This is a genomic window from Oharaeibacter diazotrophicus (genome assembly GCF_004362745.1).
Lineage (GTDB): Bacteria > Pseudomonadota > Alphaproteobacteria > Rhizobiales > Pleomorphomonadaceae > Oharaeibacter > Oharaeibacter diazotrophicus.
In genome coordinates, this window is record NZ_SNXY01000006.1 from 821,684 (window position 1) to 842,637 (window position 20,954).

Annotated in this window: 20 protein-coding genes; 13 read left to right on the forward strand and 7 right to left on the reverse strand. The window is 71.8% G+C overall.

The genetic code is table 11. From position 1 onward, the window contains the following. Positions 1-129: 129 nt before the first annotated feature. The 12 genes from EDD54_RS03935 (at position 130) to EDD54_RS03990 (ending at position 10,813) form a co-directional block, all read left to right on the forward strand. Complete coding sequence (locus tag EDD54_RS03935; RefSeq protein WP_126536383.1) at positions 130-1,116, forward strand: DUF2232 domain-containing protein; 987 nt, start codon at positions 130-132, stop codon at positions 1,114-1,116. A gap of 31 nt (positions 1,117-1,147) precedes the next feature. After that, complete coding sequence (gene rplI, locus EDD54_RS03940) at positions 1,148-1,711, forward strand: 50S ribosomal protein L9 (RefSeq protein ID WP_126536381.1); 564 nt, start codon at positions 1,148-1,150, stop codon at positions 1,709-1,711. A 166-nt stretch (positions 1,712-1,877) separates the two neighbouring features. Next, positions 1,878-3,104 (forward strand): hypothetical protein, encoded by a 1,227-nt coding sequence (locus EDD54_RS03945; RefSeq protein WP_126536379.1) that lies wholly within the window; start codon positions 1,878-1,880, stop codon positions 3,102-3,104. Positions 3,105-3,236: 132 nt separating this feature from the next. Then, the gene (gene folP, locus EDD54_RS03950; RefSeq protein WP_126536377.1) at positions 3,237-4,055 is read left to right on the forward strand and encodes a dihydropteroate synthase; all 819 of its coding nucleotides are present in this window, start codon (positions 3,237-3,239) and stop codon (positions 4,053-4,055) included. After that, positions 4,052-4,417 (forward strand): dihydroneopterin aldolase, encoded by a 366-nt coding sequence (gene folB, locus EDD54_RS03955; RefSeq protein ID WP_126536375.1) that lies wholly within the window; start codon positions 4,052-4,054, stop codon positions 4,415-4,417. The genes folP and folB overlap by 4 nt, the downstream gene beginning before the upstream one ends. Further along, entirely contained in the window at positions 4,414-4,941 is a 528-nt protein-coding gene (gene folK / locus EDD54_RS03960; protein WP_126536373.1) for a 2-amino-4-hydroxy-6-hydroxymethyldihydropteridine diphosphokinase, read from the forward strand. Before folB ends, folK begins: the two co-directional genes overlap by 4 nt. Then, complete coding sequence (locus tag EDD54_RS03965; RefSeq protein ID WP_126536371.1) at positions 4,938-5,624, forward strand: (5-formylfuran-3-yl)methyl phosphate synthase; 687 nt, start codon at positions 4,938-4,940, stop codon at positions 5,622-5,624. Before folK ends, EDD54_RS03965 begins: the two co-directional genes overlap by 4 nt. Positions 5,625-5,629: 5 nt before the next feature. After that, the gene (locus EDD54_RS03970; RefSeq protein WP_126536369.1) at positions 5,630-6,268 is read left to right on the forward strand and encodes an amino acid kinase family protein; all 639 of its coding nucleotides are present in this window, start codon (positions 5,630-5,632) and stop codon (positions 6,266-6,268) included. A 26-nt stretch (positions 6,269-6,294) separates the two neighbouring features. Continuing rightward, complete coding sequence (locus tag EDD54_RS03975; protein ID WP_126536367.1) at positions 6,295-7,719, forward strand: DUF6513 domain-containing protein; 1,425 nt, start codon at positions 6,295-6,297, stop codon at positions 7,717-7,719. Then, positions 7,719-8,303 carry a DUF447 domain-containing protein gene (locus EDD54_RS03980; protein ID WP_126536365.1) on the forward strand — a complete coding sequence of 195 codons (585 nt, stop codon included), beginning with the start codon at positions 7,719-7,721 and terminating at the stop codon, positions 8,301-8,303. Before EDD54_RS03975 ends, EDD54_RS03980 begins: the two co-directional genes overlap by 1 nt. A gap of 50 nt (positions 8,304-8,353) precedes the next feature. Further along, the gene (locus tag EDD54_RS23360) at positions 8,354-10,033 is read left to right on the forward strand and encodes a methyl-accepting chemotaxis protein (protein ID WP_126536363.1); all 1,680 of its coding nucleotides are present in this window, start codon (positions 8,354-8,356) and stop codon (positions 10,031-10,033) included. 78 nt (positions 10,034-10,111) lie between these two features. Then, positions 10,112-10,813, forward strand: coding sequence for an HAD family hydrolase (locus tag EDD54_RS03990; RefSeq protein WP_126536361.1), 702 nt, complete (start codon positions 10,112-10,114; stop codon positions 10,811-10,813). A gap of 22 nt (positions 10,814-10,835) precedes the next feature. Here EDD54_RS03990 and EDD54_RS03995 read toward each other — a convergent pair whose 3' ends face one another. The 4 genes from EDD54_RS03995 to EDD54_RS04010 form a co-directional block, all read right to left on the reverse strand. Next, positions 10,836-12,371, reverse strand: coding sequence for a putative bifunctional diguanylate cyclase/phosphodiesterase (locus tag EDD54_RS03995; protein ID WP_165644458.1), 1,536 nt, complete (start codon positions 12,369-12,371; stop codon positions 10,836-10,838). A gap of 164 nt (positions 12,372-12,535) precedes the next feature. Continuing rightward, entirely contained in the window at positions 12,536-13,099 is a 564-nt protein-coding gene (locus EDD54_RS04000) for a hypothetical protein (protein ID WP_126536357.1), read from the reverse strand. Positions 13,100-13,208: 109 nt separating this feature from the next. Then, entirely contained in the window at positions 13,209-13,946 is a 738-nt protein-coding gene (locus EDD54_RS04005; RefSeq protein WP_207620342.1) for a metallophosphoesterase family protein, read from the reverse strand. Between the two features lie 5 nt (positions 13,947-13,951). After that, positions 13,952-16,669, reverse strand: coding sequence for a valine--tRNA ligase (locus tag EDD54_RS04010; RefSeq protein ID WP_126536355.1), 2,718 nt, complete (start codon positions 16,667-16,669; stop codon positions 13,952-13,954). 196 nt (positions 16,670-16,865) lie between these two features. Between EDD54_RS04010 and aqpZ the strand changes: the two genes are divergently transcribed. Next, complete coding sequence (gene aqpZ, locus EDD54_RS04015; RefSeq protein WP_126536353.1) at positions 16,866-17,552, forward strand: aquaporin Z; 687 nt, start codon at positions 16,866-16,868, stop codon at positions 17,550-17,552. 63 nt (positions 17,553-17,615) lie between these two features. Here the strand turns inward: aqpZ and EDD54_RS04020 are convergent, their stop codons facing one another. The 3 genes from EDD54_RS04020 to EDD54_RS04030 form a co-directional block, all read right to left on the reverse strand. Then, entirely contained in the window at positions 17,616-18,338 is a 723-nt protein-coding gene (locus EDD54_RS04020) for a PopZ family protein (RefSeq protein WP_245515627.1), read from the reverse strand. A gap of 178 nt (positions 18,339-18,516) precedes the next feature. Then, positions 18,517-19,899 (reverse strand): TolC family outer membrane protein, encoded by a 1,383-nt coding sequence (locus EDD54_RS04025; RefSeq protein ID WP_281009118.1) that lies wholly within the window; start codon positions 19,897-19,899, stop codon positions 18,517-18,519. A gap of 379 nt (positions 19,900-20,278) precedes the next feature. Continuing rightward, the gene (locus tag EDD54_RS04030; protein ID WP_126536351.1) at positions 20,279-20,932 is read right to left on the reverse strand and encodes a protein-L-isoaspartate O-methyltransferase family protein; all 654 of its coding nucleotides are present in this window, start codon (positions 20,930-20,932) and stop codon (positions 20,279-20,281) included. Positions 20,933-20,954: the final 22 nt, after the last annotated feature.

Genomic DNA, 20,954 nt, shown 5'->3' on the forward strand with positions numbered 1-20,954 from the left:
GCCCCCGGCGGATGAACGAACCGGCGATCCGCGCGGCGTGCGGATCGTCAACACCCCCGCAAGTTGGGACGCGGCCCGTCCGGGCCCGGCGCCCCTAACCGCCCGTCGGCGGGACAGCGAAGAGACGCCATGAACCCGAACGCCCTCCCGATCGGCCTCGCAGGCGGTATCGCCGCGGCCCTTCTGTTCTCCGCCGTGCTCGGCGGCGGCGCGCTCGGCCTTCCCCTGTTCGCGCTCTGCCCGCTCCCCCTCGCCATCGCCGGCCTCGGCTGGGGCACCACGGCCGCCGTGGTCGCCGCCCTCGTCGGCGCCGCCGGCTCGGCCGCCGTCGCCGGCTACGCGATCGACCCCGCCTCCGCCCCCTACGCCGGCCTGTTGTTCGCCCTGCTCGCCGGTCCGACCGCGTGGTTCGCCCACCTCGCCGGCCTCGCCCGTCCGGTCGACCCGGCCCGCCCGGACGCCGGCCTGGAGTGGTATCCGCTCGGCCGGGTGTTCCTGGCGCTGACGGTCGGCACCATCCTGGCGCTGATCGTCGCCGGTGCGGTGGTCGGCATCGACGTCGACGCCGTCGCCGAGGCGATGGCCGACCGCATCCTCGAGATGGCCGCCAACACCGGCGAGACCGGAATGCCGTCCAAGGCCGACATGGTCGACGTCGCCCGCTTCTACGTCCGCCTGATGCCGGCCACGGTCACCATGGTCTGGCTGTCGCTGATCGCCTTCGACCTCTGGCTCGCCGGGCGGATCGTCCGGATCTCCGGCCGGCTGCGGCGGCCCTGGACGCCGGTGTCCGAGGCCGTCGACCTGCCGAAGGCGCCGATCGCGGTCTTCGTGGTCGCCCTGTTCGCGGTTCCCGTGGAGGGCCCGGTCGGCCTCGTCGCGGGCGCGGTCGCGGGCGGGCTCGCCATGGCCTACGCGCTGATCGGCTTCGCCGTCGTCCACGTCAAGCTCAGGGCCCATCCGGCCCGCCAGATCATCCTCGCCACCCTCTACGGCGGCACCTTCCTGTTCTCCCTTCCGCTGATCCCGATCGCGATCGTCGGCATGGCCGACACCGTGTTCGGCTTCCGCGCGAAACGCCTCGCCGCCGGCGCACCGCCGGCCGGCCGCACCTGAAGTCAACGACCTCACTACCAGGAGAGACCCCATGAACGTGATCCTTCTCGAGCGCGTCGCCAAGCTCGGCGCCATGGGCGACGTCGTCCGCGTCCGCGACGGCTACGCCCGCAACTTCCTGCTGCCGCAGGGCAAGGCGCTGCGCGCCACCAAGGAGAACCAGGCCCGCTTCGACAAGGAGCGCGCCAACCTCGAGATCCGCAACGCCGAGCGCCGCAAGGACGCCGACCAGGTCAAGGTCGGTCTCGACCAGCGCTCCTTCGTGTTCATCCGTCAGGCCGCCGAGACCGGCCAGCTCTACGGCTCGGTGTCGACCCGCGACATCGCCGACCTGCTCGTCGAGGCCGGCTACTCGGTCGGCCGCTCGCAGGTCGAGCTCAACGAGCCGATCAAGGCGATCGGCCTGCACTCGGTCGAGATCGCCCTGCACGCCGAGGTCTCGGCCACGATCACCATCAACGTCGCCCGCTCCGAGGACGAAGCCGCCCGTCAGGCCCGCGGCGAGGACCTCACCGCCGGCGCCCGCGAGGAGACCTTCGTCCGCGAGGTCGGCTCGGTGCTCGACGACGAGGGTGCGGAGCGCGAGTCGCTCTGAGCCGTGGGGCGGGGTTCTCCCCGCCCGCGCTTCACGTCCGAACCAGGGAGGGCGTCCCGGCGAGGGGGCGCCCTCTCTCGTTTCCGGACGGTTACCAAACGGTTGACGATCGGTTGACAATGCCGTCCGCCTTCCGCGCAATGGACGCGAAACGGGAGGAAGAACAATGACGACCACGCGCCGCACCTTCGTCGCCATGCTCGGAGCCGGCGCCGCCACCCTGGCCCTGCCGCCGGCGCCCGCCGAGGCGGCCCAGCCGTTCCGGGTGGTCAAGCGGTTCACGATCCCGCGCGGGCTGGTCGGCAAGACCCGCAAGGTCTCCCTCGCGCCCCGTCCCGCCGGCGGCTTCGCCGCCCTGTTCGAGTTCGACCGCGGCGAGACCAAGCGCCCGAGTTATTCGCGCTTCTACGACGCCAGGATGTCCCCGATCGGGACCAACGTCCCGCTCGCCTCGACGACCTATTCCGGCGACAGCGCCGGCACGATGGTGGTCCGCAAGGACGGCAGCGGGCTCGCCTTCTTCTACGGCTGGAACGGCTCCGAGTTGGATCTCTGGTGGGTCCAGCGCCTCGCCGCCAACGGCCGCGCCGTCGGAAAGCCGATTCGGCTCGGCACGGGGCTGGACGGCGACCTGCTCTTCGCCGTCCCGCTCGCCGACGGCCGATTCATGGCGGCCTGGCGCGGCTCCAGCAGCGCCGACAACGTCGGCAAGGTCCTGCTCGCCGACGGCCGCGTCGTCGCCGTCAACGAGGGTGCGCTCTGCGACGGCAGCCTGCACGGCCTCGCCGAATTGCCGAACGGCGGCGCCGTCGCCGCCTACTACGGCCCTGATCTGAAAGCGAGTTTCCAGCGGCTCGACCGCAGCGCCAAGCGGGTCGGCCGGCCGATCGCGGTCCCGTCGCTCTATTCCTTCGGCGGCATGACCGTCGCCCCGCATCCCCTCGGGTTCGTCGGCGTCTGGAAGAATGCGAACGCCGCCGGCGATCCCATCGTCGAAGGCGGGGTGTTCTCGTCCGCCGGCGCACGGCTCTGCACCTTCGCGCCGCAGCGGCTGAGGCCGTCGGGCAGCGAGGACCGCTACCTGAACTTCCGCGCGGTCGCCCTCGCCCTCTCCGACAACGGCACGCTGGTCGCCTACGCCTCGGTGCGCCGACCCGATCCGAACGGTGCGAAGCGCTACTACGAGATCGTCGTCGCCCGCTTCGCCGCGGACGGCAGGCTCGTCGGCAGGCAGACGCTGCTCTCGATCCAGGCCGAGACCGAGCTCTGGGCCTATCTGCACCGCCCGCGTTCCCTGATCCGTCTCTCCGACGGCCGGTTCCTGCTCGGCTACGACGGCGGCTACGAGTTCGGCATCCAGGAGGCGCGCGCCATCCTCTTCGCGCCGAACTGAGTCCGGCCCGCCGGTTCGCGGCCGGAAATCGCACGCCCCGCGGCCTTGCGCCGCCCGATCGACGCCGCGGAAGCCCTTGCCCCCGCGGCGCTTCGGCCTTACGCCGATGGCGTGGAACGGACGGACCCCGCGATGGCGATCGATTTCCTGCCCCGGCTGACGAAGAAGACGCTCGTGATGGGCATCCTCAACGTCACCCCGGATTCCTTTTCCGACGGCGGCCTGTTCGCCGCCCGCGAGGTCGCGCTGGCACACGCCGACGAGCTCGTCGCCGAGGGGGCGGACATCCTCGACATCGGCGGCGAATCGACCCGCCCGGGCGCGACCGAAGTTCCGGCCGACGAGGAGATCGCCCGCGTCGTGCCGGTGATCGAGGCGATCGTCGCGCGCCACGGCGTTCCGATCTCGATCGACACCTACAAGGCCGCCACCGCCGACGCGGCCCTGAAGGCCGGCGCGCGCATCGTCAACGACGTCTGGGGTTTGCAGCGCGATCCGGAGATCGCCCGCGTCGCCGCCGCCCACGGCGCGCCGGTGATCGTGATGCACAATCGCCGGACGCTCGACGAGACCCTCGACATCGTCGAGGACATGAAGGCCTTCTTCGCCCGCTCGCTCGAGATCGCCCGCGCCGCCGGCATCCCGGACGACCACGTCGTGCTCGATCCCGGCGTCGGCTTCGGCAAGACCTTCGAGCAGAACCTCCAGGCGGTCGCCCGCCTCCCCGAGATCAAGGCGCTCGGCTTCCCGGTGCTGATGGGCACTTCGCGCAAGAGTCTGATCGGCATTCTCAACGACAACAAGCTCGCCCCGCGCGACCGCATCAACGGCACGATCGCCTCCAATTCGGTGGCGATCCTGCTCGGCGCCGACATCGTGCGGGTCCACGACGTCCGCGCCCACATCGAGGCGGCCCGCGTCGTCGAGGCGCTCAGGGAGCGGATGCGGTGACCGACAAGATCCACGTCCAGGGTATCGCCGTCTTCGCCCATCACGGCCTCTACGACGAGGAGCAGAAGCTCGGCCAGCGCTTCTACGTCTCGCTGACCGCGGGCGTCGACATCCGCCCGGCCGGCCTCTCCGACGACTTCCGCAAGACCGTCTCCTACGTCGACCTCACCGAGATCGCGATCGAGGTGGCGACCGGCCGGCGCTTCCGCATCATCGAGGCGCTGGCCGAGACGATCGCGTCCGAGATCCTCGCCCGGGTGCCCGGCGTCGAGACCATCCGCGTGCGCGTCGACAAGCCGTCGGCGCCGGTGCCGGCGGTGATCGAGAGCGTCGCCGTCGAGATCGAACGGAGCCGCCGGTGAGCGCGTCCGCCCCGCCCTACCACACCCAGCGCCAGGCCCGGGCCTATCTCGGCCTCGGCGGCAACATCGGCGACGTCCGCGCCACCATCCGCGCCGCCCTCGACGAACTGACCGCCCGCGGCGCCGTCGTGGTGGCGCGCTCGGCGGACTACGAGACGCCGCCCTGGGGCAAGACCGACCAGCAGCCCTTCGTCAACGCCTGCGCCGTCGTCGAGACCGCCCTCGCCCCGCACGAACTCCTGGCGCTCTGCCTCGCGGTCGAGAAGGACCTCGGCCGGGTGCGCCTCGAGAAATGGGGCCCGCGGGTGATCGACATCGACGTGCTCGCCTACGAGCAGCGCGTGATCGCCACGCCCGACCTGATCGTGCCGCACCGCTACATGCTGGAGCGCGCCTTCGTGCTGGTGCCGCTCGCCGAGATCGCGCCCGACCTCGCCGTCGGCGGCGAGACCGTCGCCGAGCACGCCCGCCATTTCGACGCGACCGGCATCGTCCGCCTGCCGCCGGAGGATCCGACCCCATGACCGCGCTGCTCGTCTCCGTCACGTCCGCCGCCGAGGCCGCCGCCGCGGTCGAGGCCGGCGCCAAGGTGATCGACGCCAAGGACCCGACCGCCGGCGCGCTCGGCGCGCTGCCGCCCGACACCGTCCGCGCCATCGTCGCCGCGGTCGCCGGCCGCGTGCCGGTCTCCGCCGCCGCCGGCGACGCCCCCGACGTCGATGCCGCCGCGGCGCTCGCCGACACCGGTGCCGACTACGTCAAGGTGCCGGTCGGCCGCGGCGAGGCCGGCGCCGCCGCGCTTTCGGCCTTCGGCGCGGCGCTCGGCGCGCGCACCAAGCTCGTCGCCGTCTTCGCCGCCGACCGCGAGCCGGACCTCGACCTCGTCGACACCGCCGCCGCGGCGGGCTTCGCCGGCGTCATGCTCGACACCGTCGAGAAGGGCGCCGGCCTCCTCGACGCCACCGACCTCGCCGAGGTCGCCCGCTTCGTCGCCGCCGGCCACCGCAACAAGCTGCTGGTCGGCCTCGCCGGCTCGCTGCGCGTGGTCGACGTCGGCACGCTCCTGCCGCTGCAGCCGGACCTCGTCGGCTTCCGCGGCGGCGTCTGCGTCGACGGCGACCGCCGCAAGGCGCTCGATCCCGCCCGGGTGCGCGCGGTCGCCACCGCGATCGCGGTCCACGCCGCCCGCCGGCTCGCCGGGGCCTGAGCGCCATGCCCGCGGTGCTGCCGCGCACCGGCGCGCGCGTGGTGGTCAAGGTCGGCGGCAGCCACGTCGCCGACCGCGCCCGGATCGCGACGATCCTGCGCGAGCTGTCGGCCTCGCCGATGCGCTCGGTCGTGGTGCCGGGCGGCGGCCCGTTCGCCGACGCGGTCCGCGAGGCGCAGGGCGCCCTCGCCTTCTCCGACCGCCTCGCCCACCGCTTCGCCCTCGAGGCGATGACGACCTTCGCCCGCGTGCTCGCCGAGTTGTTCCCGATGCTGGTGGTGGCCGAGACCCGCGCCGAGATCGACGCCGTCCACGCCGCCGGCCGCATTCCGGTGTGGTCGGTCGCCCGGCTGGTCCACGGCATGGCCGGAGTACCGGAGAGCTGGGCCGTGACCTCGGACAGCCTCGCCGCGCTGCTCGCGTGGGAGATCGACGCCGCCGGGCTGGTGCTGGTCAAAAGCATGGACGGCCCGGAGGCAGCCTCCGCCGCAGACCTCACCGCCGCCGGCGTCACCGACGACGCCTTCTTCGACTTCGCCGGCCGTCTCGCCTGCCCGATCCGTCTCGTCGGCCCCGCCACGCTCGCCGGCCTCGGCGAACTGCTGGCCGACCCGCGCCGGCGCATCGGCACCGTGGTGACCTGAGCCGGCGCCTCCGGCACGAGGACGACATGACCGCAACCGACGCCGCCGACCACGTCGTGCTCCTCACCGGGCATCTCGCCCACGACCGGGTCGTGGCGGTGATGAGCGGCTCTTCGACCGGCACCTTCACCTGGGAGGTGATCGACGCCGGCGTGAAGGTGGCCGCGCTGATGACCGAGGAGATCATCCGCCGCCGCGTCACCTTGCCGGCGCGGGCGACCCGCGTCGTCGTACCCGGACGCTGCCGCGCCGACCTTGCCGCCCTCTCCGCCCATTTCGGCGTCCGCTTCGAGCGCGGGCCGGACGAGGTGATCGACCTGCCGCAGTTCTTCGGCCGCGCCGGGCGCACCCGCGACCTCTCGCGCCACGACCTCCGGATCTTCGCCGAGATCGTCGAGGCGCCGGAGAGCACGATCGAGGCGGTGCTCGCCCGCGCCCACGCCCACCGCGCCGCCGGCGCCGACGTGATCGACATCGGCGGCCTGCCCGACACGCCCTTCCCGCACCTCGCCGAACTGATCGCCGAGCTGAAGCGCCAGGGCTTCCTGGTCTCGATCGACAGCGCCGACCTCGCCGAGATCGAGACCGGCGTCCGCGCCGGCGCCGACTTCGTGCTGTCCCTGAACGAGGACACCGTCGAGCGCGCCGCCGACCTGGGCGCGGTCCCGGTGATCGTGCCGGCCCGGCCCGGCGACCTCGACAGCCTCGTCAGGGCCTGCGAGCGCATGGAGGCGTTCGGCCTGCCCTACATGGCCGACCCGATCCTCGATCCGATCCATTTCGGCTTCACCGAGTCGATCGTGCGCTACCATGAATTCCGGCGACGGATGCCGGGGGCCGAGATGCTGATGGGCACCGGCAACCTCACCGAACTCACCGAGGCCGACACCACGGGCATCACCGCACTGCTGGTCGGCATCTGCTCGGAACTCGCGATCCGCAACGTGCTGATCGTCCAGGTCAGCCCGCACACCCGCCGCACCGTGCAGGAGCACGACGCGGCGCGGCGGATCATGCACGCGGCCAAGTCAGACGGCGGCCTGCCCAAGGGCTATTCCAACGCCCTGCTCGGCCTGCACGACCGCGTGCCCTATGCCAACACGCCCGCCGGGATCGCCGCCCTCGCCGGCGAGGTGCGCGACCGCAACTACCGCATCGAAGTCGCCGCCGACGGCATCCACGTCTACAACCGCGCCATGCACGCGGTGAAGACCGACGCCTTCGACTTCTTCCCCGACCTCGGCGTCGAGACCGACGGCGGCCACGCCTTCTACCTCGGCGCCGAACTCGCCCGCGCCGAGATCGCCTTCCAGCTCGGCAAACGCTACGCCCAGGACAACCCGCTCGACTGGGGCGTCTCGACCGACCGGCGCGCCGAGGACCTGACGCGGCTGCAGGAGGCCGGCCACACGCTGAAGGGCAAGGACCGCCCGCGCGAGGAGGACGCCTGATGCCCTTCATCCTCGAGACCGTCGTCGCCACCCGCAACGCCGACGGCTCCTTCCACGTCCGCCCCTACGGCCTGCACCGCGACGGCGCCGACTGGCTGTTCCTGCCGTTCCGGCCCTCGCCGGCGATCGAAAACCTCGCCCGCCATCCGTTCCTGGTGGTCTCCGCGCCGTCCGACGTGCGGGTGATCGCCGGCTTCCTCACCGGCCGGACAGAGTTCCCGCTGGTGCCGGCCGACGTGGTCGACGGCGTCCGTCTCGCCGGCGCGGCCGGCCACATGGAGCTCGAGGCCGTCGCCTTCGAGGACGACCCGGTGCGCCCGCGCTTCCGCTGCAAGGTGCTGCACGAGGCCGCGCACAGACCGTTCCTCGGCTTCAACCGGGCGCAGGCGGCGGTGCTCGAGGCCGCGATCCTGTCCACCCGGCTCGACCGGCTGCCGCGGGACCGGATCGAGGCGGAGATCGCGCATCTGCGCGTCGCCGTCGAGAAATGCGCCGGGCCGGAGGAGCGCGAGGCCTGGAACTGGATCGTCGACAGGATCGGGCCGCCCGCCGATCCATCGCATGACGTATTTCGAGTTAACTGAAATTTTGCCACGGCAAAGGCATCCTCCGGCAAAAGCGTGGAGGAAGCCCCTTGAGACTCTCGATCACCGCCAAGGCCCTGGTCCCGGTCGCCCTGCTCTCGGCCGCTCTCGCCGCCTCGTCCTTCATCGCGCTCGATCGCCTGACCGCGCTCGACACCGCGGCGAGCCGGATCCTCGAAGAGGACGTCGCCACGGCCACCGAGATGGCCTCCGCCAACCTCGCCCTGACGCGCTACGGATCGATCGCCTACCGGCTGGTGTCCGAGACGCGCATGGACGCCATGGACAAGCTCGAGGCCGAGGCCAAGCAGATCGGCAAGGACCTCGCCGCCCGCACCGACGGCATCAAGGCGCGCATGCCCGAGGCCGCCGGCGACCTCGACGCCGCCCTGAAGGATTTCGCCAAGGCCGCGTCCGCCACCGAGCGCGTGCTCGACATGGCCTTCGCCAGCCAGCAGGACAAGGCGCTGAAGATCTCCTCCGAGGAGGTCGAGCCGGCCCTGGTTTCGGCCCGCACCACCTTCACCAAGGTCGAGCAGGCGATCGCCGGCCGGATCGCGGAAGCCCGCTCGGCGATCGCCGCGCAGGCCGATTCGGCGCGCATGCTGACGCTCGGGGTGGCGGTCGGCGGCTGCCTGATCGCGGTGCTGCTCGCGGTCGCGATCCTGCAGTTCGGCATCGTCCGACCGCTGCTGCGTCTCAGCGGCACCATGCGCCGCTTCGCCGCCGGCGACTTCTCGGGCGTGGTCGAGGGCACCCGGCGCAGCGACGAGCTCGGCGAGATGGCGAAGTCGGTCGAGGTGTTCAAGGCCAACGGCCTCGCCATGGAGGAGTTCAAGCGCCGCGAGGCCGAGGCCGCCGCCGCCGCGGCCGACGAGCAGCGCCGCACGCTCGACGAACTCGCCCGCGCCTTCGAGGGCAGCGTCAAGTCGGTGGTCGCGACGGTCGCCACCACCGCCGGCCGTCTGCAGACCGGCTCGTCGACCATGACCGAGGTCGCCCGCTCGACCAACGGCCAGGTCGACACCATGGCCCACAACACCGAGAGCACCGCCGAGAAGGTCCAGGGCGTCGCCTCGGCCACCGAGGAACTCGCCGCCTCGATCGCCGACATCGCCCGCCAGGTCTCCGAGGCGTCGAGCGTCTCGACGAGCGCCACCGCCGAGGCCGAGCGCACCCGCGACGTCGTGACCGCGCTGGCCGAGCGCGCCCAGCGCATCGGCGAGGTGGTCGGTCTCATCAACGAGATCGCGTCCCAGACCAACCTGCTCGCGCTCAACGCCACCATCGAGGCGGCCCGCGCTGGCGAGGCCGGCAAGGGCTTCGCGGTCGTCGCCGCCGAGGTGAAGTCGCTCGCCAACCAGACCGGCCGCGCCACCGACGAGATCGCCGCCCAGGTTGGCGCGGTCCAGCAGGCCACCCGCGAGGCTGTCTCCGCCATCGCCGGCATCGTCGAGACGATCGGCCGGATCGGCAACATCTCGACCTCGATCGCCGGCGCCGTCGAGCAGCAGTCGGCGGCCACCAACGAGATCGCCCGCAACGTCGACGCCGTCGCGCTCGCGGCCGACTCGCTGCGCCGGACCATCGGCGACGTCCGCGGCGCCGCCGGCGCCACCGGCGACGCGGCGGTGGACATCACCGAGGCCGCCGCCAACCTCTCGAGCCAGTCGGACCTGCTCGCCGACGCCGTCGACCAGTTCATCGACCGCATCCGCCGCGCCGCCTGAGCGGCGCCGCACACCCCGATCGTTGAACCCCGCCCGGGGCCGGCGTAGTCTCGCGCCGGCCCCGGGAGCGTTTTCGAGATGGCTTCACCGATCACCACCATCGGCTTCGACGCCGACGACACGCTGTGGCACCACGAGGCCTACTACAAGCTGACGGAGGCGCGCTTCGCCGAGATCCTGGCGCCGCACGCCGACCCCGGCACGGTGTCCGAGCGCCTGATCGCCGCCGAGCGGCGCAATCTCGCCTTCTACGGCTACGGGGTGAAGGGCTTCGTGCTCTCGATGATCGAGACCGCGATCGAGGTCACCGGCGGCGCCGCGACGTCGGCGACGATCTCGGCGATCCTCGAAGCCGGCCGCGAGATGCTGACCCACCCGATCGAGCCGACACCGCACGCCGCCGAGGCGCTGCGGACGCTCGGGCGCACCCACCGGCTGCTGCTGATCACCAAGGGCGACCTGTTCGACCAGGAGCGCAAGCTGGCGCAATCCGGCCTCGGCGACTTCTTCGACGCCGTCGAGATCGTCAGCGAGAAGACCGCCGAGACCTACGCCCGCCTGTTCGCCCGCCACGGCGACGGGGCCGAGCGCGCGGCCATGGTCGGCAACTCGCTGAAATCGGACGTGCTGCCGGCTCTCGCCGCCGGCGCCTTCGGCATCCACGTGCCGGCCGAACACGCCTGGGCGCTCGACCACGCCGACGAGCCGGCGGAGGCCGCGGGGCGGTTCCGGCGGATCGCCGACCTCGGCGCGCTGCCGGCGGTGGTGGAGACGCTCTGACCCGGAACGGGCGGCGGCGCGGTCAGGCCGCCGCGACGTCGTCCGCGACGATCGTCAGCGGTGCCCAGTGGGAGAGCGGCGCGGGGCGGCCGAGCAGGTAACCCTGGAAGAAGCGGCAGCCGGCGGCGCGCATCAGCGCCAGCTGCTCCTCCGTCTCGATGCCCTCGGCGAGGACGTCGGTGTCGATGGCGCGCGCCATGGCGAGCAGCGCGGCGACGAAGGCCTGGTCCGGACCGCCCGAAGCGGCACCGGCGACCAGGGTGCGATCGAGCTTGATGACGTCGAAGCGCAGCCGCCTCAGATAGCCGAGGCCGGCGAAACCGGCGCCGAAGTCGTCGAGGCAGATCCGGGCGCCGGCGCGGCGCAGCGTCTCGAAGGCCGCCTGGGCGGAAGCCTCGCCGTCGAGCAGCACGCTCTCGGTGACCTCGAAGGCGATCCGGGAGGGGTCGGTGCCGTGATGGGCGAGCAGGTCGAGCACCCGGCGTGCGAAGTCCGGCGAGCGCAGTTGGACCGCCGAGACGTTGACCGACACCCGGATCGCGTCGAGCGAGGGCAGGTCGCGGCAGACGCGGGCGAGCACCCAGCGGCCGAGATCGTCGATCAGCGTCGACTGCTCGGCGACGGGCACGAAGGCCGCCGGCGAAATGGTGCCGCGCAGGGGGTGATTCCACCGAACCAGCGCCTCGTAGGCGACCGGCCGGTCCTTGCCCGCGACGAAGATCGGCTGGTAGTGCACGTCGAGTTCGTCGAGGTAGATCGCGGCGCGGAGTTCGCGCGCCAGGAAGCGGGCGTGGCGGTCGTCGACCAGCATCTGCTCGTCGTAGGCGACGACGCAGCCGCGGCGATCCTTGCCGCGGTAGAGCGCGAGGTCGGCGAGCGAGATCAATTCCTCGGCGAGCGGGGCGTCGTCCTCGACGAAGGCGACGCCGATCGTCGCCGACACCCGCGTCGGGCGGCCGCCGATGGTCACCGGCACCGCCAATGTCTCCAGGATCCGCTCGGCGAGCGCCGTCACCGCGTCGCGCGTGCCGGCCTCGCTGACGAGCACGCCGAACTCGTCGCCGCCGATGCGACCGATCACGGCGCCCGGCAACTCGCGGCGGACCACCGAAACCAGATGCTGGATCGCCTCGTCACCGGCGCCGTGGCCGAGCGTGTCGTTGATGACCTTGAGGCGGTCCATGTCGAGCTGCAGGTAGGCCGCCGCCCGGCCGGAGCGCTGGCGCAGCACGGTGCGCATCACCGCCAGGAAATGGGCGCGGGTGTAGCAGCCGGACAGGCCGTCCGTGCGGGCCTTCTCCAGCATCAGCCGCTGCTCGTCGGCCGCGTCCAGCGCCATCGCGGTTTGACACAGCAGCGCCGACAACGTGGCCGCGAGGCCGAGCGTCGTGATCAGGGCGACCGCCTCGAGCCCGACTCGGACCGCGTCCGGCAGCGGCCCGACCGAGAAGCTTTCGGCGGCATGGCAGACCACCGCCAGCGCGCCGAGACCGGCCGACAGGAGGGCGAGTCGGCGGGCGCGCCCGAGCGTCCACGAAAGACCGTCGCTACCGTTCATGGATTGACGCGCCATCCCACCACGCACGTGCCGCCCGCCCGGTTCTGCATCCCGGAACTTGTAGGAGAATTGTGCCCCGGCACCGATTAATCCGGGTTGAATCGATCCGTCGTGGCGATGTCATCCGGAATGGGCAGTATGGACGGCCGGTTTCCACGCCCCCTTCAGCGGCAGCGGGACACGAGGTCTTCGATCGGACGACCGGTGCCGGGCAGGCGGCTCGCGCAGGCTTCTCCGGCGGTGCAACGGTCCATGTAGGACCAGTGCGCCACCAGCGAGGCGCCGCCGCTGCCCATCTGCATGGTGAAGTGCCAGCGTCTGCCGTCGAAGGCGAGCTTGCCGGTGCCGTAGGTGGCATTCGCCGCGTCCGTGTCGGCCTTCGGCACGAAGCTGACCTGGACGTCGCCGTCCGGGGTGACGCTGCCGAGCATGCGCATGCACTGCACCGGCGCGATCGGCCGTCCGGCCGCCTTCAGCAGCACCGCGGCGATCCCGTGGAAATAGCCGGCCGTGTAGCTTTCGATCGACCAGACGGTCTGATCGACGATCCCGGTGTAGGTGCCGGCGGCCGGGTCGAGCATCACCGCCGGCAGCGTCCCGGTCGGGACGTACCAGAGCGTATTCGCGAGGAAGTCGTAGCGGGCGGAGGCGCCCTCCGCGGCGATCGCGGGTGGGCAGGCGGCGGCGAGGGCGAGGCAGGTCGCGGCGAGGTGGCGCGTCGGTCGCATGGCGGATATCCCGTGCAGGTCGAGAACCGTCGGCGACGATAGCCGGACGGCCCGCGACCGGCGATCCACCGGGCGTGCACTATTCTTGGCCGGACCGGGCCGGTCCGCCTCAGCGGATCCAGCCGGTGCGGACGGCGCTCTCCCACTCGTCGCGGCCGTTGGCGGCGGCGAGTTCGCCCATGCGGCGGGTATCGTAGGGCACCGTCAGGAAGGTCGGCCGCCACGCCCCGCGGACCCGTTCGAGAATCGCGTAGCTGGCGTCCGGCAGGCCGGTCTGCATGACGTGGGCCGGCGCATCGTCGACGTAGCCGGGGCAGCCGACGCTGCCCGGGTTGACCACCAGTCGGCCGTCGCCGAGACGCACCGCGCGCGGCATGTGGCTGTGGGCGCACAGCATCAGTTCGGCGGCGATCCCGGCGGCATGCGCCTCGACCGCGCCGCGGTCGGCGAGCGCCATCCGCCCGTCCGGCGTGACGGTCTCGAGCCAGTAGGTCTCGTCGCTCGCGGGGGTGCCGTGGCAGAGGAAGACGCCGTTGGTCAGCGTCATCGTCGCCGGCAGGGCGCGCAGCCAGTCGATGTCGGCGGGCGCGAGCTGGTGGAACGCGACCTCGTCGGAGGGACCGCGCACGGCGGCGCTCGTCGTGGTCAGGTAGCGGTCGTGGTTGCCCGCGATGCAGAGGACGGCACTGCCGATCAGCCGCCGGGCGGTGCCGGCGGCGTCGAGCGGGCCGCTGAAATGGTCGCCGAGGCAGACGACGAGGTCGGGCGACCGTCCGGCGACGTCGTCGAGCACGGCATCGAGCGCGTCGGCGTTGCCGTGGACGTCGGCGAGGACGGCGATCCGCATCGCGGTCAGCCGAGCCGGGCCAGGGCCTCGCGCACCTTGGCGAGGCGCTCGGCGTAGCCCTCGCGCTTGGCGCGCTCCTCCTCGACGACCTCTTCGGGCGCCTTGGCGACGAACTGCTCGTTCGAGAGCTTCTTGTCGATGCGGGCGATCTCGCCGGCGAGCTTGTCGGCCTCCTTGGAGAGGCGCGCCGTCTCGGCGTCGAGGTCGACCACGCCGGCGAGCGGCAGCGCGATGGTGCCGTCGCCGGTGACGATCTGGGCCGACTGCGGCGGCGCGACGTCGGCGACCGACACGGCCGACACGCGGGCGAGCCGCTGGATCGCGGCGGTGTGGGTGGCGAGCCAGCCCGTGACCTTCGCGCTCGCGCCGACCAGCACCAGCGGCAGCTGGGTCGCCGGAGCGACGCCCATCTCGGCGCGGACCGAGCGGATCTCCGAGACGACGCCGACCAGCCAGTTGATCTCGTCGGCGGCGTCCGAATGCACGCGGGCGCCCTCCGACCAGCGCGTCAGCACCAGGAGCTCGTCGCGGCCCGGACCGGTCTCGGCGGTGCGCGCCCACAGCTCCTCGGTGATGAAGGGCATGAAGGGGTGCAGGAGCTTCAGGATCTCGTCGATCACGAAGGCGCAGGTGGCGCGTGTCTCGTCCTTGGCCGGGCCGTCCTCGCCAGTGAGGATCGGCTTGGTCAGCTCGAGATACCAGTCGCAGAAGCCGTTCCAGACGAAGCGGTAGGCGGCGCCGGCGGCGGCGTCGAAGCGGTAGGCGTCGAGCGCCTCCGTGACGTCGGCGGCGGCGCGGCGCGCCTCGTTGACGACCCAGCGGTTCAGAGTCTCCGTGACCGCGTCGGGATCGAAGCCCGTGGCGCGGCCGCAGCCGTTCATCTCGGCGAAGCGGACGGCGTTCCAGAGCTTGGTCGCGAAGTTGCGGTAGCCGGCGACGCGGCTGGTCGCCAGCTTGATGTCGCGGCCCTGGGCCGCCATCGCCGCCAGCGTGAAGCGCAGGGCGTCGGCGCCGTATTCGTCGATCAGCTCGAGCGGGTCGATGACGTTGCCCTTGGACTTCGACATCTTGGCGCCCTTCTCGTCGCGGACGAGGGCGTGGATGTAGACGTCCGAGAAGGGCTCGGTGCCCATGAAGTGCAGGCCCATCATCATCATCCGGGCGACCCAGAAGAAGATGATGTCGAAGCCGGTGACCAGCACGTTGGTCGGGTAGTAGCGCTTCAGCTCGGCGGTGTCGTCGGGCCAGCCGAGCGTCGAGAACGGCCACAGCGCCGAGGAGAACCAGGTGTCGAGCACGTCCTCGTCGCGGGTCAGCGCGATCTCGGCCCCGTAGTGCGCGGCGGCTTCTGCCCGAGCTTCGGCCTCGCTCTCGGCGACGAAGACCTTCCCGTCCGGCCCGTACCACGCCGGGATCTGGTGGCCCCACCAGAGCTGGCGCGAGATGCACCACGGCTGGATGTTCTCCATCCAGTCGTAATAGGTCTTCTCCCAGTTCTTCGGGACGAAGGTGGTGCGGCCCTCGCGCACCGAGGCGATCGCCGGCTTGGCGAGCTCGGCGGCGTTCACGTACCACTGGTCGGTCAGGTAGGGCTCGATCGGCACGCCGCCGCGGTCGCCGTGCGGGACCATGTGGGTGTGCGGCTCGATCTTCTCGAGGAGGCCGAGCGCCTCCATCCGCGCCACGATCGCCTTGCGGGCGGCGAAGCGCTCCTGGCCGTGCAGCGTGGCGAGGGTCTCGTCGAGCTCCCGGCCGGCGGGCAGGCCGGCGAGGAAGTCGGCGTTGTCCTTCAGCGTCACGTGAGCTTCGACGTCGAAGATGTTGATCTGCGGCAGGTTGTGCCGCTTGCCGACCTCGAAGTCGTTGAAGTCGTGCGCCGGCGTGATCTTGACCGCGCCGGTGCCCTTCTCGGGATCGGAATAGTCGTCGGCGACGATCGGGATCAGCCGGCCGACCAGCGGCAGGCGGACCATCTTGCCGATCAGGTGGCGGTAGCGGTCGTCTTCCGGGTTCACGGCGACGGCGGTGTCGCCGAGCATGGTCTCCGGCCGCGTGGTCGCGACGACGACCCAGGTCGCCGGATCCTCGCTGTCGTAGCCCTCGGCGAGCGGATAGCGGAAGTGCCAGAGGCTGCCCTTGACCTCGGTCTGGACGACCTCGAGGTCGGAGATCGCGGTCAGCAGCTTCGGGTCCCAGTTGACGAGGCGCTTGTCCTTGTAGATCAGGCCCTCGCGGTAGAGCCCGACGAACACCTTCAGGACGGCCTTCGACAGGCCCTCGTCCATGGTGAAGCGCTCGCGCGACCAGTCGCAGGAGGCGCCGAGCCGCTTCAGCTGGTTGACGATGGTGCCGCCGCTCTCGGCCTTCCAGGCCCAGACGCGCTTCAGGAATTCCTCGCGGCCGAGCGCGCGGCGGTGCTCCTGCTTCGCGGCGAGCTGGCGCTCGACCACCATCTGGGTCGCGATGCCGGCGTGGTCGGTGCCGGGCTGCCACAGCACGTCGCGCCCACGCATGCGCATCAGCCGCACCAGGATGTCCTGGAGCGTGTTGTTGAGCGCGTGGCCCATGTGCAGCGAGCCGGTGACGTTCGGCGGCGGGATCACGATGGTGTAGGGCGCCGCCCCCGGCAGGGCGCCGCGCCCGGCCGCGAAGGCCCCGGCCTCGTCCCAGGCCGCCGCGATGCGCGGCTCGACGACCGCCGCCTCGAAAGTCTTGTCCAGCATGATCGCCGTTTCCGCGTGTCCGAAAGTCAGGACCGTGGGCTAACCGGACGGCCGGGGACAAGTCAAGGACGGCGCGGTTCCGCCGGCCGGATCGTCGGCGCCGGCGGCGTGGGGGCATGGTTGATTTTCCACTTCGCCGCGCGCATGCCGCGAGCTATGCCTTGGGCATCGCGGACGCGATCTCGAGGAGGATCGAATGAGGAAATACGCGGCCGAGGCGATCGGCACCTTCTGGCTCACCTTCGGCGGCTGCGGCTCCGCCGTGCTGGCGGCCGGCTTCCCGGACGTCGGCATCGGACTGCTCGGCGTCTCGCTGGCCTTCGGCCTTTCGGTGGTGACGATGGCCTATACCATCGGGCCGATCTCGGGCTGCCACCTCAACCCGGCCGTGACGATCGGCCTGTTCGCCGGCGGACGCGTCCCGGCCGGCGACGTGCTGCCCTACGTGGTGGCGCAGGTGGTCGGCGCGGTGATCGGCGCCGCGGTGCTCTACGTGATCGCCAGCGGCGGTCCCGGCTTCGACCTCGCCGGCGGCTTCGCCTCCAACGGCTACGGCGATCACTCGCCCGGCAAGTACGGCCTCGGCGCCGCCTTCGTCACCGAGTTGGTGATGACCGCCGTCTTCCTGTTCGTGATCATGGGCTCGACCCACGGCAAGGCGCCGGTCGGCTTCGCGCCGCTTGCGATCGGCCTCGCCCTGGTGCTGATCCACCTCGTGTCGATCCCGGTGACCAACACCTCGGTCAACCCGGCGCGCAGCACCGGCCCGGCGCTGTTCGTCGGCGGCTGGGCGCTGGCGCAGCTGTGGCTGTTCTGGGTCGCCCCGATCGCCGGCGGCGTGATCGGCGCCCTCGCCTTCCGCTGGGTCGCGGACGAGCGCTGAAACGACGAGGGCCGGCGCCGCGTTCCGCGGCACCGGCCCTTCGACGGAAAACGGTCCGGCCGATCAGCGGCCGCGCGACACCCGTTCGATCTCGGCGCGGACGAGGCGTTCGACGATCACGGGCAAGTTCTCGTCGAGCCAGCCCTTCAGCATCGGCCGCAGCATCTCCTTGACGAGGTCGTCGAGGGTCTTGGCCTTGGCCGAGAGGATCGTGTGGGTCAGCTGGCCGAAGGCGGCGTTGACCGACGCGCCGGCGTGGGCCGAGATCAGCGGCTCCTCGGGCTCGGCGGCATCGACCTCGTCGAAGGATTCGACCGGCGGCGGCGGAGGAGGTGGCGGCGCCTTGCGGGCGGCGGCCTTCGGCGCCGGAGACGGCGGCGCGATCACCGGTTCCGGTTCCGGCTCGGGTTCCGGCTCCATCTCGAGCTCGGAGGGGTCGACGAACTGGACGTCGGCCTCGTGGGGCATCAGGCCCTCGACCAGGACCATCGGTTCGGCCTCGGGCACGGCCACTTCCTCGACGAGGTCGAGGACGGCCTCCTCCTCGACGGGAGCCTCCTCCTCGTCGCCCTTGGCGAACAGGCGATCGAGGTCGTCCTGGTTGAAATGCTCTTCGGTCGCGGGCTCCTCGACCAGCTTCGGCGCCGGCGCGGCCTTGACGGCGGCGGGTTTGGCGGGAGCCGGCGGCGGCGCTTCGGCGGTCGGGGAATCGTCCGAGATGATCCTGCGGATGGAAGCGAGGATCTCCTCCATGGACGGTTCCGCAGCCGTGCTCGCCTTGGCCATCGCTCAACTCTCCGACCCCGGGCGGCCCGTACCGACAGCAGCCCGCCCTCTCCTCCACCACGGCCGACGGCGCCCCGCCGAAAACGCGAAGGGCCGCGATTCGCGCGGCCCTTTCACTATAGTGCCAATCCCGGCGCGGACATACCGCGGCCGGAAGCGCGCCCGGCTTATCCCCGGCTCAGCGCCCGTCCGGCGTGCGCAGGCCGATCCACTTGTCGCGGACCTGCTGGTAGTGCTGTTCGGGCTTGTAGGAGGCGACCTTGAGGTTGAGCGTGTCGCGCGACAGCTTGCCGATGCCCGACAGGATCGCGTAGGCGGCGACGACGCTGTCGCGCTCGGCGGTGATCTGCGTGATCCGCGTGTCGATCACGTCCTGCTGCGACTGCAGCACGTCGAGCGTGGTGCGCTGGCCGACCTTCTGCTCTTCGATCACGCCCTGGAGGGCGAGTTGGGCCGCTTCGACGCCGGCCTTGGCGGCGACGGTCTGCGCCCGCGCCGCCTCGAGCGCGCCCCAGGCCGCGACCAGCGAGGCCTGGACCTCGTCGCGGGTCTGGTCGGTGACGATGCGCAGCTGGCCGAGGGTCTCCTTGGCCTCGCGCACCTGCGAATAGACCACGCCGCCCTCGTAGATCGGAATGTTCAGACGGGCGACCAGCGACGCCTCGTCGCTCGGCCGGCCGCCGTCGTAGGTCCAGGTCCGAGAGACGCCGGCCTCGAGCTGAAGCGTCGGCAACAGCGCGCCTTCGGCGATCTTGACGTTGTAGGACGCGGCATCGGCGTTGTGGACCGTCGCCAGGATGGCCGGGTGCTGGGCGCGCGAGATCTTGGTGGCGGCGTCCAGGCTCTTCGGCAGGAAGACGTCGACACCGCGGCTGGCCTTGAGGTTCTTAGGGTCGTGGCCGATCACCTGCCGGTAGGTCGCGCGCGAGGCGAGCGCGTTGGCCTGGGCGACGCTGACCAGCGAGGTCGCGGTCGCCAGCGCCGCCTCGGCCTGGGCGACGTCGGTGCGGGTGCCCTCGCCGACCTGGAAGCGGTCCTCGGCGGCGCGGACCTGCTCGCGCAGGAACTCGACGTTGTTCTTGCGCAGCGCCAGGATCGCGTCGTCGCGGATCACGTCCATGTAAGCGGACGCCGCCGAATAGAGCACGCTCTGCTCGACGTTGCGCAGCGACTCCCGCGAGGCCCGAACGGAGGCTTCGGCAGCGAGCACGCCGTTCTCGGTGCGGAAGCCGCGGAACAGCGGCTGCACGATGGTGATGCCGGCGGTCAGCGCCTGGGTGTCGCTCTCCGACACGATCGGGCTCTGGAACGGCCGGGACACGAGGCCCTTCGACCAGCTCTCCGACGCCGTCGAGTAGGCCGAGATCGTCGGGCGGTAGTTGGCGAGCGCCTGCGGCACGCTCTCGTCGGTGGCGCGGGTGCCGGCGCGCGCCGCGTTCAGCTGCGGATTGTTGGCATAGGCCGCGGCCAGCGCCTCGGTGATGGATTCCGCCGCCGCCGGAGAGGCGGCGAGCATGATGGACAGGGCGGCGGACAGGAGCAGACCACGCTTCGACGCCACGAGACACCTCACCTTGCACCAACGGACCGTCCGACCCGGCGAGCGACCATGGCGAAGCACCGGTCGATTCGCACGCGCCGCGTCCGACAAACGTTAAGGCGAGACTAATACAGGCTGCCGATGAAGGCTCTCACGGCGTCGTGAAGCCCACGGAATGGCCGTGGAAAAGCCCCAGGTGCGGCAAGCCTGCCACAGCATCGTTCACGTGGGCGCGTCGGGCTCCCATCGTCGGGAAAACCTGACCGGGCGGCGCCTGAACGACGGCCCGGGCCGGCCGCGCCGGGAGATTCGCCCTCCGGATGCACGAAGGCCCGGCACGCCGATCGGGCGCGCCGGGCCTCGAGATTACGGCCGAGCAGGCCCGGCTGCCCGCGGACGCTCAGAACACGAAGGCGGGCGCGCGATCGAAGGCGGCAAGCGCCGGTGCCGAGGCGTTGAACAGGGTTCGGGCCGACACGTCGGCGCCGGAGCGGGTGTAGAGCTTGGCGCGGCCGGAGAGGCCGGTGCCCTCGAACGCCACGAGGCGCCCGCCATCGGCGAGCTGGGCCTTGATCGCGTCGGGCAGTTCCTCGACCGCGCCGGCGACGAGGATCACCTCGTAGGGCGCCGCGGCGGCCCAGCCCTTGGCAAGGTCGCCGACGACGACCTCGGCGTTGTAGACGGCCGCGGCCGACAGCGCGGCGCGGGCGGCGCCGGCGATCACCGCGTCGGCCTCGAGGGCGACGACGCGCGCGGCGAGCCGGGCGGCGACGGCGGCCGCGTAGCCGGTGGCGGCGCCGATCACGAGCACCTTGTCGGAGGCGAGGATGTCGGCGGCCTGGATCGCCTTGGCGACCAGCATCGGCTGCAGCAGCACCCGCCCCTCGCCGATCGGCAGGTTGCGGTCGATGTAGGCGAGCTCGCGGTCGGCCGGGCGCACGAAGACCTCGCGCGGGATCTCCAGCATGGCGGCGATGATGCGGTGATCGGTGACGTCGTTCGGCCGGACCTGGCCGTCGACCATCTTGGTGCGGAGCGCCGCCAAGTCGACCATCTTGTGTCCCATCCCGTCGAGA

Bases quoted from the DNA above. Each gene is read 5' to 3' on its own strand.
- EDD54_RS03935 (WP_126536383.1), top strand. From the start codon at position 130: ATGAACCCGAACGCCCTCCCGATCGGCCTCGCAGGCGGTATCGCCGCG.
- rplI (WP_126536381.1), top strand. From the start codon at position 1,148: ATGAACGTGATCCTTCTCGAGCGCGTCGCCAAGCTCGGCGCCATGGGC.
- EDD54_RS03945 (WP_126536379.1), top strand. From the start codon at position 1,878: ATGACGACCACGCGCCGCACCTTCGTCGCCATGCTCGGAGCCGGCGCC.
- folP (WP_126536377.1), top strand. From the start codon at position 3,237: ATGGCGATCGATTTCCTGCCCCGGCTGACGAAGAAGACGCTCGTGATG.
- EDD54_RS03965 (WP_126536371.1), top strand. From the start codon at position 4,938: ATGACCGCGCTGCTCGTCTCCGTCACGTCCGCCGCCGAGGCCGCCGCC.
- EDD54_RS03970 (WP_126536369.1), top strand. From the start codon at position 5,630: ATGCCCGCGGTGCTGCCGCGCACCGGCGCGCGCGTGGTGGTCAAGGTC.
- EDD54_RS03975 (WP_126536367.1), top strand. From the start codon at position 6,295: ATGACCGCAACCGACGCCGCCGACCACGTCGTGCTCCTCACCGGGCAT.
- EDD54_RS03980 (WP_126536365.1), top strand. From the start codon at position 7,719: ATGCCCTTCATCCTCGAGACCGTCGTCGCCACCCGCAACGCCGACGGC.
- EDD54_RS03990 (WP_126536361.1), top strand. From the start codon at position 10,112: ATGGCTTCACCGATCACCACCATCGGCTTCGACGCCGACGACACGCTG.
- EDD54_RS03995 (WP_165644458.1), bottom strand. From the start codon at position 12,371: ATGAACGGTAGCGACGGTCTTTCGTGGACGCTCGGGCGCGCCCGCCGA.
- EDD54_RS04000 (WP_126536357.1), bottom strand. From the start codon at position 13,099: ATGCGACCGACGCGCCACCTCGCCGCGACCTGCCTCGCCCTCGCCGCC.
- EDD54_RS04005 (WP_207620342.1), bottom strand. From the start codon at position 13,946: ATGCGGATCGCCGTCCTCGCCGACGTCCACGGCAACGCCGACGCGCTC.
- EDD54_RS04010 (WP_126536355.1), bottom strand. From the start codon at position 16,669: ATGCTGGACAAGACTTTCGAGGCGGCGGTCGTCGAGCCGCGCATCGCG.
- aqpZ (WP_126536353.1), top strand. From the start codon at position 16,866: ATGAGGAAATACGCGGCCGAGGCGATCGGCACCTTCTGGCTCACCTTC.
- EDD54_RS04020 (WP_245515627.1), bottom strand. From the start codon at position 18,338: ATGGCCAAGGCGAGCACGGCTGCGGAACCGTCCATGGAGGAGATCCTC.
- EDD54_RS04030 (WP_126536351.1), bottom strand. From the start codon at position 20,932: ATGGTCGACTTGGCGGCGCTCCGCACCAAGATGGTCGACGGCCAGGTC.